The sequence below is a fragment of the Chelatococcus reniformis genome (assembly GCF_014640075.1).
Classification (GTDB): Bacteria; Pseudomonadota; Alphaproteobacteria; order Rhizobiales; family Beijerinckiaceae; genus Camelimonas; species Camelimonas reniformis.
Genome location: NZ_BMGG01000001.1, coordinates 892,509 through 904,863, shown reverse-complemented (window position 1 = coordinate 904,863; position 12,355 = coordinate 892,509). Strand labels below are relative to the sequence as shown.

The 12,355-nt window shown below is 67.7% G+C and carries 14 protein-coding genes; 11 read left to right on the top strand and 3 right to left on the bottom strand.

The window, feature by feature from the left end:
• The first annotated feature begins 12 nt into the window (after window positions 1–12).
• The 8 genes from atpD (at window position 13) to IEW34_RS03810 (ending at window position 6,707) form a co-directional block, all read left to right on the top strand.
• The gene (atpD, locus tag IEW34_RS03845; protein WP_188607761.1) at window positions 13–1,461 is read left to right on the top strand and encodes a F0F1 ATP synthase subunit beta; all 1,449 of its coding nucleotides are present in this window, start codon (window positions 13–15) and stop codon (window positions 1,459–1,461) included.
• Window positions 1,462–1,719: 258 nt separating this feature from the next.
• On the top strand, window positions 1,720–2,121 hold the full coding sequence (locus IEW34_RS03840; RefSeq protein ID WP_188607760.1) for a F0F1 ATP synthase subunit epsilon: 402 nt from the start codon (window positions 1,720–1,722) through the stop codon (window positions 2,119–2,121).
• Window positions 2,122–2,255: 134 nt separating this feature from the next.
• A complete protein-coding gene (locus IEW34_RS03835; protein WP_188607759.1) occupies window positions 2,256–2,996 on the top strand; it encodes a heme ABC transporter permease in 741 nt (246 codons plus the stop codon).
• A complete protein-coding gene (ccmD, locus tag IEW34_RS03830; RefSeq protein WP_188607758.1) occupies window positions 2,993–3,214 on the top strand; it encodes a heme exporter protein CcmD in 222 nt (73 codons plus the stop codon). The genes IEW34_RS03835 and ccmD overlap by 4 nt, the downstream gene beginning before the upstream one ends.
• Window positions 3,211–3,834 carry a DsbE family thiol:disulfide interchange protein gene (locus tag IEW34_RS03825; protein ID WP_188607757.1) on the top strand — a complete coding sequence of 208 codons (624 nt, stop codon included), beginning with the start codon at window positions 3,211–3,213 and terminating at the stop codon, window positions 3,832–3,834. Before ccmD ends, IEW34_RS03825 begins: the two co-directional genes overlap by 4 nt.
• A gap of 180 nt (window positions 3,835–4,014) precedes the next feature.
• Window positions 4,015–4,314, top strand: a complete 300-nt coding sequence (locus IEW34_RS03820; protein ID WP_188607756.1) for an HdeA/HdeB family chaperone — start codon at window positions 4,015–4,017, stop codon at window positions 4,312–4,314.
• A 14-nt stretch (window positions 4,315–4,328) separates the two neighbouring features.
• A complete protein-coding gene (locus IEW34_RS03815; RefSeq protein WP_188607755.1) occupies window positions 4,329–4,622 on the top strand; it encodes an HdeA/HdeB family chaperone in 294 nt (97 codons plus the stop codon).
• Window positions 4,623–4,958: 336 nt separating this feature from the next.
• Complete coding sequence (locus IEW34_RS03810; RefSeq protein WP_188607754.1) at window positions 4,959–6,707, top strand: N-acyl-D-amino-acid deacylase family protein; 1,749 nt, start codon at window positions 4,959–4,961, stop codon at window positions 6,705–6,707.
• A 103-nt stretch (window positions 6,708–6,810) separates the two neighbouring features.
• Here IEW34_RS03810 and IEW34_RS03805 read toward each other — a convergent pair whose 3' ends face one another.
• Entirely contained in the window at window positions 6,811–7,296 is a 486-nt protein-coding gene (locus IEW34_RS03805) for an SRPBCC family protein (RefSeq protein ID WP_188607753.1), read from the bottom strand.
• 159 nt (window positions 7,297–7,455) lie between these two features.
• On the opposite strand from IEW34_RS03805, the gene bla reads away from it, so the two are divergent.
• Window positions 7,456–8,340, top strand: a complete 885-nt coding sequence (bla, locus tag IEW34_RS03800; protein WP_188607752.1) for a class A beta-lactamase — start codon at window positions 7,456–7,458, stop codon at window positions 8,338–8,340.
• Between the two features lie 120 nt (window positions 8,341–8,460).
• Here bla and IEW34_RS03795 read toward each other — a convergent pair whose 3' ends face one another.
• The gene (locus IEW34_RS03795) at window positions 8,461–9,153 is read right to left on the bottom strand and encodes a glutathione S-transferase family protein (RefSeq protein ID WP_188607751.1); all 693 of its coding nucleotides are present in this window, start codon (window positions 9,151–9,153) and stop codon (window positions 8,461–8,463) included.
• Between the two features lie 323 nt (window positions 9,154–9,476).
• Between IEW34_RS03795 and IEW34_RS03790 the strand changes: the two genes are divergently transcribed.
• Both IEW34_RS03790 and galE read left to right on the top strand, forming a co-directional pair.
• Window positions 9,477–10,487, top strand: coding sequence for a UDP-glucuronic acid decarboxylase family protein (locus tag IEW34_RS03790; RefSeq protein WP_188607750.1), 1,011 nt, complete (start codon window positions 9,477–9,479; stop codon window positions 10,485–10,487).
• 22 nt (window positions 10,488–10,509) lie between these two features.
• Window positions 10,510–11,520, top strand: coding sequence for a UDP-glucose 4-epimerase GalE (gene galE, locus IEW34_RS03785; RefSeq protein ID WP_188607749.1), 1,011 nt, complete (start codon window positions 10,510–10,512; stop codon window positions 11,518–11,520).
• Between the two features lie 41 nt (window positions 11,521–11,561).
• Here the strand turns inward: galE and IEW34_RS03780 are convergent, their stop codons facing one another.
• Complete coding sequence (locus IEW34_RS03780) at window positions 11,562–12,209, bottom strand: class I SAM-dependent methyltransferase (protein WP_188607748.1); 648 nt, start codon at window positions 12,207–12,209, stop codon at window positions 11,562–11,564.
• Window positions 12,210–12,355: the final 146 nt, after the last annotated feature.

Genomic DNA, 12,355 nt, shown 5'->3' with positions numbered 1-12,355 from the left:
ACGGGAGCTTCCATGGCCAACGGACTTTCACCCAACACCAACGGACGCATCACGCAGGTCATCGGCGCCATCGTCGACGTGCAGTTCGATGGGCACCTGCCCGAGATCCTGAACGCGCTCGAGACCACCAACCAGGGCAATCGCCTGGTGCTCGAAGTGGCGCAGCAGCTCGGCGAGAGCACCGTCCGCTGCATCGCCATGGACATCTCCGAGGGTCTCGTGCGCGGCCAGGAAGTGGCCGATACCGGCAAGCCGATTCAGGTGCCGGTGGGCCCGGGCACTCTCGGGCGCATCATGAACGTCATCGGCGAGCCGGTGGACGAGGCCGGGCCGATCGAGGCCGAGAGCCTGCGTGGCATTCACCAGGATGCACCCGCCTACACCGAGCAGTCCACGGAAGCGCAGATCCTGGTCACTGGCATCAAGGTCGTCGACCTGCTGGCCCCCTACGCCCGCGGCGGCAAGATCGGCCTGTTCGGCGGCGCCGGCGTCGGCAAGACCGTGCTGATCCAGGAGCTGATCAACAACATCGCCAAGGCCCACGGCGGCTACTCGGTGTTCGCCGGCGTCGGCGAGCGCACGCGCGAGGGCAACGACCTTTATCATGAGATGATCGAGTCGAAGGTCAACGTCGATCCGCACGAGAACAACGGCTCGACGAAGGGCTCCAAGTGCGCCCTGGTGTTCGGCCAGATGAACGAGCCGCCGGGTGCCCGCGCGCGCGTCGCGCTGACCGGCCTGACGGTCGCCGAGAACTTCCGCGACCAGGGCCAGGACGTGCTGTTCTTCGTCGACAACATCTTCCGCTTCACACAGGCGGGCTCGGAAATGTCGGCGCTGCTCGGCCGCATTCCGTCGGCGGTGGGCTATCAGCCGACGCTGGCCACCGACATGGGCGCGCTGCAGGAGCGCATCACCACCACCAACAAGGGTTCGATCACGTCCGTGCAGGCCATCTACGTGCCGGCCGACGACCTGACCGACCCGGCGCCGGCAACGTCGTTCGCCCACCTGGACGCCACGACCACGCTGTCGCGCTCGATCGCCGAGAAGGGCATCTACCCGGCGGTAGATCCGCTCGACTCGACCTCGCGCATGCTGTCGCCACTCATCGTCGGCGAGGAGCACTACGCCATCGCCCGCTCGGTGCAGCAGGTGCTTCAGAAGTACAAGTCGCTCCAAGACATCATCGCAATCCTGGGCATGGACGAACTGTCCGAGGACGACAAGCTGACGGTTGCCCGCGCCCGCAAGATCGAGCGCTTCCTCAGCCAGCCGTTCCATGTGGCCGAGGTGTTCACCGGCTCGCCCGGCCAGCTGGTCTCGCTCGAAGACACCATCAAGGGCTTCAAGGGGCTGGTCGAAGGCAAGTACGACCATCTGCCCGAGGCGGCCTTCTACATGGTCGGCACCATCGAGCAGGCGGTCGAGAAGGCCCAGCGCCTGGCCGCCGAGGCCTGAGAGGCCTCATAGCGGGGTGGTTCTTCGTCGAGGCATCGCCCCGTTCCAAGTCTTTGCCGTGAGCATGGTCTTGCCCAAGAACCGGTCTCCGCTTTTTGGCATCATGCTCTAGAATCCGGAGTGTCGCACTCCGGTCGGGCGGGTCCGCCCGGCTGGAGTGGACGCCAGGGTTGGCCGCCGCGGCCGCCCGCCGATTGACGATTGCGGCTGAGGGCGGGCACCGTGCGCGGCCGCTCGAGCCGCCTGGAGCAGGTCCCCATGCCCGAACCCTTTCCCTTCGAGCTCGTCGCGCCCGAACGGCTGCTGTTCTCGGGGCCCGTCGAGGCGGTCATCGTCCCGTCGGTCGAAGGCGACATGACGGTTCTCGCCCACCACGCGCCGGTGATGGCCGTGCTCAAGCCGGGCCTGATCACGGTGGAGGAGGGCGGCCGCGCCCAGCAGATCTTCGTGCGCGGCGGCTTTGCCGACATCCGCCCGGACGGGCTGACGATCCTGGCCGAGCATGCCGTGCCGCGCGAGGAACTGTCGCCCGCGATGCTCGACATCGCCATCCAGGACGCGCAGGAGGACGTGGACGACGCCACGACCGACCAGCAGCGTACGGTTGCGTTGCAGCGCCTCGGCCAGCTCAGGGAAGTGCGCGGCGTCCTCAACGTCTGAGCCCGCTACCGCGGCTTCGACGGACGCCAGACCCCGCCACGCGGCCATGATCCCACGGTCGATCGGCGCACACGTCCTGCCAGCGGCCGAAGGACATATTGTATGGCGCGGCGGCGCGATCTAGATCTGGCCGCATGATCCGCCTCGCCAATCCGACCCGCTTCATGGCCTTCGCCGGCGCCGTGCTGCCCTGGCTCGCCGCCGCGGCCGCCGCGAGCCTCGCCGTCGGGCTGTGGCTAGCGCTGATAGTGGCGCCGCCCGACTATCAGCAAGGCGAGACCGTGCGGATCATGTTCCTGCACGTGCCGGCCGCGTGGCTTGCGCTCATGATGTATTCGATCATGGCGCTGTCGGCGATCGGCACCCTGGTCTGGCGCCATCCGCTGGCAGACGTATCGCAGAAGGCGGCGGCGCCGATCGGGGCCGCCTTCACGCTCGTCTGCCTGGTCACCGGCTCGCTGTGGGGCAAGCCCATGTGGGGCACCTGGTGGGTGTGGGATGCCCGCCTCACCTCGGTGCTCGTGCTGCTCCTGATGTATTGCGGCATCCTGGCGCTGTGGGCGACGCTGGAGGAGCCGAACCGGGCGGCCCGCGCCGTGGCCATTCTGACCCTGGTCGGCTTCGTCAACATCCCGATCGTGAAGTTCTCCGTGGACTGGTGGAACACCCTGCACCAGCCGGCCTCGGTGCTGCGCGTGGGCGGGCCGACGATCGACCCCTCGATGCTGTGGCCGCTCCTCGTCATGGCCGTGGCCTTCACGCTGCTGGCGCTGGCGCTGCATCTGTCCGGCATGCGCACCGAGATCCTGCGCCGTCGCATCCGCACCCGCCGCATCCTGGCGGCAGAGCGGCTCGACCGCGGAGCGCCGGCGTGAGCGAGGCCGCCCACTGGGCCTATGTGGCCGCCGCTTACGCGGCCGGCCTCATCATCGTCGGCGCACTGGTCATCCATGCGGTCCTCGACGCGCGGGCCCAGCGCCGCACGCTGGCGCGCCTGGAGGCCCCGCCGCCGCCGCGCGGGGCCCGTGCGGGCACGCCGCGGACTCCGGCGTCCCCAACGCCCGCGGCCGGCAGCACGGAAGCGCGCCCGTGAGCGACAACCCGCAAGTCGATCCATCCGCCCCCGTCGAGGGACCCACCGCAGGGCCCCGCCGCCGCCTGGTGCTCATCCCGCTCCTTGTCTTCCTCGCGCTCGCGGCACTGCTGCTGGTGCGCCTCTTCGGCGGCGGCGACCCGTCGGCCGTGCCGTCGGCGCTGATCGGCAAGCCGGTACCAAGCTTCGATCTGCCGCCTCTGCCCGGGCTCGGCCAGGACGGCGCCGCGGTGCCCGGCCTCAAGGCTGCCGACCTCAAGGGCCACGTGACGGTCGTCAACGTCTGGGCCTCGTGGTGCGCGCCGTGCCGGATCGAGCACCCGCTACTGCTCCAACTGGCGCGCGATCCGCGCATCCGCCTGGTCGGCATCAACTACAAGGACACGCCCGAGAACGCGCGCCGCTTCCTGGGCCAGCTCGGCAATCCGTTCGCCGCCGTCGGGCAGGATCTGAGCGGGCGCACCGGCATCGACTGGGGCGTGTACGGCGTGCCGGAGACGTTCGTCGTCGATGCGAGCGGCATCATTCGCCACAAGCACGTCGGCCCCCTGACGCCGCAGTCGCTCAGCACGACCGTCGCGGCAGCCATCGGCGCCGCGCAGGATCCGCAGCCGCGGTGAACGTGCCCTCCGCGCGAGGGCCTGTCATCCGCGTGTAGCATTTGCGCGCCCTATGGACGGCGGCCCGAGCTGCGCAGAAGATGAGCCGGCGTAGGCGCACCCCGTTGCGCCCACCCCTGACCGCCTATAAGCGTAGCCTTGCCTGTTCAAACAGCCGCCAATTGCGCATCCGGAGGAGCGATGAGGTACCTGCAAGCCGCACTGATCACCGTGGGGCTCCTCGCCCCCGGCCTCGCCCAGGCGCAAGTCGCCATCGACATGTCACGCGTGACCTGTGGCCAGCTCCTGGCCCTGCCTGCGGACGATGCCCGCCTGTTCGGCGCCTGGATGGGCGGTTACTTCAGTCAGAAGCGCGGCTATGGCTCGGTCGACCTGGAGAACCATGCCAAGAGCGTCGCGAATGTCTCGGCATGGTGCGCGTCCAATCAGAACGCCACGGTCATGTCGGCCCTCGAGCGCTTCACCGCGCCGCGGCAATGAGTGGGGGTGATAGAATGACGTACAAAGCACTGATCGCCGCCGCAGCCTTTGGCATGGCGGGCGCAGCGCCGGCCAGCGCGCAGGTCGTGGTGGACATGACGCAGATCACCTGCGGCGAGTTCCTGAAGGCCACACCCGACCAGCAGGCCACGGTGGCCGCCTGGATGAGCGGCTATTTCAGCGCGTCGCGCAACATCGACATGGTCGATCTGCGCTATGTCGAGCGGAATGCGAAGGTCGTCGGCGGCTATTGCGAGAAGCATCAGAGCGAGCGCCTGCTGAGCGCCGTCGAAAAGAACGCCAAGTAGCGCGGCGCGCCCCGGCCCTTCCGCCGGCGCCGTTGCCGTCCTGCAAGCCCTGTGCGGGAACGGCTAGAGTATTTCCGCGTTTCTTCGAATCGCCGAAATGCTCTATCTGTTTGACTTGCCGCGTTTTTCTTCACGCAAACCGGCGGCCACTTCGCTCGAAACGCTCTAAGGCCGATGGGACTGCCCATCGGCCTTTTTCGCGGCCTCGCGACGGCGCGAGGCCGCCACCCGGTGGCTGCAGGCCTGTCCCGCCTCCCGCGCCCTTGACCTGCGCTCACCATAAAACCGATTATGGAGCGAAGGCGGCTGACAAAGCCTCCGCTGCGGGAGAGTTTAATGGCCAGGGAATTCGATTTGGTCATCCGTCACGGCACGGTGGTGGATGGCAGCGGCGCGCCCTCCTTCGAGGCCGACGTCGCCATCCGCGACGGGCGCATCGCCGCCATCGGGCGGGTGGCGGGAGCGGGTGTCGAGGAGATCGACGCCAAGGGCCAGCTCGTCACCCCCGGTTTCGTCGACATCCATACCCACTACGACGGCCAGGCCGTGTGGGACCGGCACCTGGCGCCGAGCGCCTGGCACGGGGCCACCACGGTGGTGATGGGCAACTGCGGCGTCGGCTTCGCTCCGGTGAAGCCCAACGACCGCGACAAGCTGATCGCGCTGATGGAGGGTGTGGAGGATATCCCCGCGCCCTGCCTCGCCGAAGGCCTTGACTTCAACTGGGAAAGCTTTGCCGACTATCTCGACGTCGTGGCGGCCCGCCGCCGGGACGTCAACGTCTGTGCCCAGCTGCCCCATGCCGCGGCGCGCGTCTACGTGATGGGCGAGCGGGCGCTCGCCCTCGAAAACGCCACGCCGGCCGACGTCGCGCGCATGCGCCAGATCGTGGCCGACGCGGTGCGCGCCGGCGCCTTCGGTGTCGCCACCTCGCGCACCATCAACCACAAGACGCTTGCCGGCGATCCGACGCCGACCCTGAGGGCACAGGAGGACGAGATCCTGGGGCTGGCCATGGGCCTGGCCGACGCGGGCAGCGGCAACCTCCAGCTGGTGTCCGACTTCAATCAGCCGGACGCCGAGAGCGAGTTCGCCATGCTCCGCCGGGTGGTCGAGCGCTCGGGGCGGCCCTGCCTGTTCTCGCTGGTGCAGCGCCACGACCGGCCCACGGAATATCGGACGCTGCTCGCCCTGGCGGACCAGGCGAGCCGCCAAGGCCACATCATGCGGCCGGTGTTCCCGCCGCGGCCGATCGGCATCCTGTTCGGCCTCAACGGCAGCCAGAACCCGTTCTCGGGCACGCCGAGCTACAAAGCGATCGCCGACAAGCCCCTGGCCGAGCGCGTCGCCATCATGCGCGATCCCGCGTTTCGCGCCCAGCTGTTGAGCGAGGATCCGCGCAAGGGCAGCAACTTCCCGCTGCTGCGGGCGCTCAACTATGGGCGGCTGTTCCCCCTGGGCGACAACCCCGACTACGAGCCGCCGCGCGAGAGTTCGATCGCCGCCATCGCCGAGCGGGAAGGCCGCACTCCGCCGGAGGTCGCCTACGACCTGCTGATCGCCAACGACGGCACCGATTTCCTGCTGTTCACCCTGGTGAACTATGCGGACTACTCGCTGGCGGCGAGCCGCGAGATGCTGGGGCACGCGAACGCCATCATGGGGCTGGGCGACGGCGGCGCCCACGTGGGCTTCATCTGCGACGGCAGCTTCCTCACTTACCTGCTGAGCTGGTGGGGTCGCGACCGGCCGAACGATCGGCTCGCCGTGGAGGAATGCGTGCGGCGGCTGACCAGCGATACCGCCGGCGCCATGGGGTTGCACGACCGCGGCCTGCTGCGCGTCGGCCTGCGCGCCGACGTCAACGTCATCGACTTCGGCCGCCTTGGCATCGAGAAGCCCTACATCAAGGCCGACCTGCCGGCCGGCGGTCGGCGGTTCCTGCAGAAGGCGCGCGGCTACACCGCCACGGTCGTTGCCGGCGAGGTCACTTACCGCGACGGCGAGGCGACCGGGGCGCTGCCGGGGGTGCTGGTGCGCGGACCCCAGTCGGCGCCGGTGCCACAGGGGGTCGCCGCGGAATAGTCCGCCCGGCCACCCCACGCGAGCGACAAGGTCGGGCCGCAGGGCGGCCCGACCTTCTGCGGGGATCCGGAGGTCGATGGACGGCCGGATCGACCCGGAGTCGTCACAGGCTTTGGGCGAGTGTCTCCAGCTGGCTCGCGCACTGGCCCCAGCCGTCGTGGAAGCCCATCTGCTCGTGCGTCTCGCGGTCCGCGACGCTCCAGTGGCGCGCCCGCGCGGTGTAGCGGGTGCCGCCGTCCTCGTCGGCCATCGTCAGCTCCACCACCATGAACGGCTTGTCCGACGGCTGCCAGGCGGCAACGAAGGCGTCGGTGAACACCAGGCGCTCGCCGGGCACCACCTCCAGGTAGAGGCCCCGATTAGGGAATTCGTCGCCATCCGGGCTGCGCATGACGACACGGCTGGTGCCGCCGGCGCGCACGTCGAGCTCGGCATCGGCCGTTGTCCACGGCAGCGGCGCAAACCATTGCTTGAGCAGCTCGGGCTCGGTCCAGCAGCGCCAGACGGCAGCGCGCGGGGCGGCGAGGCGCCTGTCGAGCACCAGCTCGCGGTCGTTGGCGGGGATGGCGGCGGGTGCCGTCGCGGTCATCTGTGTCTCCTTGGTGAGCCCGGTCGCGCCGGCCGGGCAGTCCGCGGCCGGATCGATCATGGGCTGAGGACGATCGCCGAGCGCGCGCGCCGACAAGAGGCCGCGCTTTCTGCCTCAACTGGCCATATATGGGTCGTGGATCCACGGAGGACGACGCGCTTGCTGACGAGACGGCAATTTGCGGCTGGTGCCGCCCTCGCCAGCGGCGCGGCCGCGGCGGCACCGGCTCTGGCCGAGACGGCGACGGCCGACCTGCTGACCGTCGAGCTGGAAGGACTCGAGCGCGGCAGCGGCGGCCGGCTCGGGGTTGCGCTGCTCGATACGGGGACGGGCCGCGTGGCAGGATACCGCCTCGACGAGCGCTTCCCCCTGTGCAGCACGTTCAAGGTGCTGGCTGCCGCCGCTGTGCTGGCGCGGGTCGACGGCGGCGTCGACGACCTCGACCGGCGCGTGGTGTTCCAGGCGGCCGACCTCGTCGATTACTCGCCGGTCACCAAGGAGCGCGTCGGCGGCGCCGGCATGACGCTTGAGGAATTGTGCGCGGCGGCCATGACGCTCAGCGACAACACCGCCGGCAACCTGCTGCTCGCCGCCATCGGCGGCCCGCCCGCGCTGAACCGCTACGTGCGCTCGCTCGGCGACGATCGCACGCGGCTCGACCGCATCGAGCCAGAGCTCAACGAGGCGCTGCCCGGCGACCCGCGCGACACCACCACGCCGGCCGCCATGGCGCGCAACCTGAACGCGCTGGTGTTCGGCCCCGCGCTCAAGCCCGCGTCGCGGGCCACGCTGACCGGATGGCTGGAGGCGAACAAGACCGGCGACACGCGGCTGCGTGCCGGCCTGCCGGCGGGCTGGCGCCTGGGCGACAAGACCGGCTCGGGCGAGCGCGGTACGGCTAACGACGTAGCGGTGGTCTGGCCGCCCGGCCGGCCGCCCATCGTCGTCGCCGCCTACCTGACCGGCGCCGGCGGCTCGGGCGACGAGCGCAGCGCCGTCATCGCTGGGGTGGGCCGCAGCATCGCCCGCGCTGTCGCGCCTTGAGCGGGATGACGTCGTTCAATCATCATCCCGCTCTAAGTCTTTGTTTGAGCATGATCTTATCCAAAAGCCGGTGCCGACTTTTTGGGATCGTGCTCCAGGCGGCAGCGCGATCGACGAGGCTCAGGCCGCCTTGACGCCGAGGTGGCGGAACATGTGGTTGCGCGCCTCCTCGTCCATCTCGGCCTTGAAGGCGTGCCGGTCCTTGAGCGCCTGCGCCGCCTGGGCGGCCGGCCGCGTGCCGATCTCGTCCATCAAGCGCTTCAGGTTGGGCAGGCCGGCCCAGGCGTCGTCGCCCAGGATGAACGGGACCATGCGGGCCCAGCCCCACACCGCCATGTCGACGATGGTGTAGCCGTCGCCCAGCATGTAGCGGTTCTGGGCCAGCCGCGCGTCGAGGATGCCGTAGTGGCGCTTGGCCTCGTAGATGTAGCGGTTGACGGCGTATTCCTTCGGCTCCGGCGCGAAATGCTTGAAGTGCACCGCCTGGCCCGAGTAGGGGCCGATGCCGGTCGCTACGAACATGAGCCACGAGAACAACTCCCCGCGCGCCGCGGGCGTGGCAGCGGGCATGAAGCGGCCGGTCTTTTCGCCGAGGTAGAGCAGGATGGCGTTAGAATCGAACACCGTCGCGCCGGTATCCTGGTCGACGATGACAGGCACCTTGGCGTTGGGGTTGAGGGTGGTGAAGGCCTCGGCGTGCTGCTCGCCCTTGCGCGTGTCGACCGGCCTGGCATCGTAGGGCAGCCCCATCTCCTCCAGGCACAAGACGATCTTCATCGGGTTCGGCGCCAGGCTGTAGTAGAAGGTGATCATTCGCATCTCCTTCACGAATGAATTCGTGGAGGCGCACGTTAGAGCATGCGGATCCGCTCTGAGAAGGCCATGCCGGGAGCGGCGAGCGCGCCGGCAGCCGCATTGACTTGCTACCGGCCTGTCGCTAGTGGCGTTCGATAGGGGGAAGGACGAGCTGTCCGGTAAACCTTAGGCCGCGCACGGATTTACCCGGGCGTTGCCGCTCCGGACCGAAAAGGGCGCGCCTCGTCCGATTGGATAGTGCCATTGCGACGTGAAATGCCCTAGGACGGTAAACGACACGTGGGGATTGCGCGGCGGAACGTCGTGCACGGGGAGGGACGATGCATCTGGAGCGCCGCGTTCTGGTCACGGGAGGCGCTGGCTTTCTCGGCTCGCACCTCTGCGAGAGGCTCGTCAGCGAGGGCTTCTACGTCATCTGCCTCGACAATTTCTTCACGGGCACGCACAAGAACATCGAGCACCTGATCGGCCATAAGTCTTTCGAGGTCCTGCGGCACGACATAACCCACCCGCTGTTCGTCGAGGTGGACGAGATCTACAACCTGGCGTGTCCGGCCTCCCCCGTGCACTATCAGCGCGATCCGGTGCAGACCACCAAGACCAGCGTGATCGGCTCGATCATCGTGCTGGGACTGGCCAAGCGCCTGCGTGCCAAGGTGTTCCAGGCGTCGACCAGCGAGGTCTACGGCGATCCCTCGGTCCATCCGCAGACCGAGGCCTATTGGGGCAACGTCAATCCCATCGGGCCACGCTCGTGCTACGACGAGGGCAAGCGCTGTGCCGAGACGCTGTTCTTCGACTACTGGCGCCAGCACCGCATTCCGATCAAAGTGGCCCGCATCTTCAACACCTATGGGCCCCGCACCCACCCCAACGACGGGCGCGTCGTCTCCAGCTTCATCGTCCAGGCGCTGATGGGCCGCGACATCACGGTGTTCGGCGAAGGCCAGCAGACCCGCTCGTTCTGCTATGTGGACGACCTGATCGAAGGCTTCGTTCGCCTGATGGCGACGGAGGAGCAGGTCACCGGACCGATCAACCTCGGCAACCCGAGCGAGTTCACCATCGTCGAGCTGGCGACGATGATCATCGACATCATCGGCTCGAAGTCGAAGATCGTGAATCGCCCGCTGCCGCAGGACGATCCCAAGCAGCGCAGGCCCGACATCTCCCAGGCGAGGGACGTGCTGGGCTGGGAGCCCGCGGTGCCGCTGCGCCGGGGTTTGGAGAAGACCATTCCATACTTCGAGCAGCTCATCGCCCGCTCCGGTCCGGACCGCATCGGCGGCTTCTCCTGGGCCGTCAACGGCTACGCTCCGCTCGCCCGCTGAAGCAAAGATGGAGACCGAGATCATGGCCAGCCAGAGCATCCTGGTCGTCGGCGGGGCGGGATACGTGGGCGGCCATACCTGCAAGGCGCTGGCCACAGCAGGTTTCCGTCCCGTCGTGTTCGACAATTTCACCACGGGCCACCGCGACTTCGTGCGGTGGGGCCCGGTGGTCGACGGCGATATCCGCGACGCGGTCGCGGTCGCCGACGCGATCAGGAGCCACGACATCGCGGCCGTGCTGCATTTTGCGGCCTGCGCCTACGTGGGCGAGTCGGTGACCGATCCCCAGAAATACTACGACAACAACGTCGCCGGCACGTTGTCGTTGCTGCGCGCCATGCTGAATGCCGGTTGTTCACGACTTGTCTTCTCCAGCACCTGTGCCATCTACGGTCAGCCCGACGAGGTACCGATCGGCGAGGCGACCGCGCCCAATCCGGTCAACCCCTATGGCGCTTCCAAGCTGATGGTGGAGCGCATCCTGAGCGACTACGCCCGCGCCTATGACATCCGTGCCATCGCGCTGCGCTACTTCAACGCCTGCGGCGCCGACCCGGACGGAGAGATCGGCGAGCTGCGCGATCCCGAGACGCATCTCATTCCGCGGGCGATGATGGCGCTGCAAGGCTACATCGACGACTTTCAGATCTTCGGTTCGGACTACTCGACCGCGGATGGCACCGCGGTGCGCGACTACATCCATGTCAGCGATCTCGCGGATGCACACGTCGCCGCCCTGCGCCGGCTGCTCGACGGCCAGGCCGGCGGCGCCTACAACCTGGGCACGGGCCAGGGCTTTTCCGTCAAGGAGGTGCTTGACGCGATCGCCGCGGAAGCCGGCGAGGCGCTGCCGGAGGCGCGCGGACCGCGCCGCGAAGGAGATCCCGCGGCCCTCATCGCCGACGCGCGGCAGGCGCAGGACGTGCTCGGCTTCAGCCCCAAGTATTCGGATCTTCCGACCATCGTGCGCACCGCTTGGGCCTGGCACCGTCGCGCCCATCCCCGGCGCAACGCGGAGCCGGAACAGCGATAGAAACGTTTAAAAACTGAAGTTGCCGTTAGCTATTCAACGGATCAGAGTCGCCGCAGGCCGACATCACAATACATGACGTAAGCAAGAGCAAAATAGATCATTTCCCAGCCGTGCTTGACCATGAACTCGTTCGTGGCCTGGATGACCCCGTAAGGTTCATTGCTCAGCCCGGTCTCGGCTGGAATATAGTCGTTCATCACGATCCAGCCGTCCGGTTTGACCTTCGGCAATATCGCTTCCAGATCGCGCCAGACACCCTCGTACGTATGGTCTGCGTCTACATAAAAGAGGTCGACGCTCGCGTCCGGCAGGGTCGAGATGACCGCCGCGCTGTCCCCTTTGAGCAAATGCACGAGACCCTGCTCGATCTCGGTCGAAAAACGCTTTCGATAAAATTCGGCATGGGTCAGATTACCGAAGTGATCGGTGATGGGAGCGCCCCAAAGCTCTGGAAGCTCATGCAGGTCGAAGCGGTCGATGGCCAGAAAGCGGCTCGGTCGACACGTCGTCAAAATGGCCTCCGAGAAGCCGCCGAGGGCAACGCCGACCTCGGCGATCACTGCGTTCTTCGGCCACAACGCCAAAGCCGCATTGCGATCAGATACGACCCGCGACCGGCGCAAGTGGCTCTCCGGCAAAACCGGGTAGCGCCGCAAATCGAGAACAGAATTGTCGGAAGACGTGCTCATGCGTCAGCTGCCCGTAGACCAGAGGAAGATCAACTATCAACCGCAAGCACAAATTTGCATAGGACCGGTAACCTTTCAAGACACGGAGATCGTGCCGTCACGCGCGGCCGTAGATCGCCGTCGGCGACGAATCGGTGGTTCGCAAA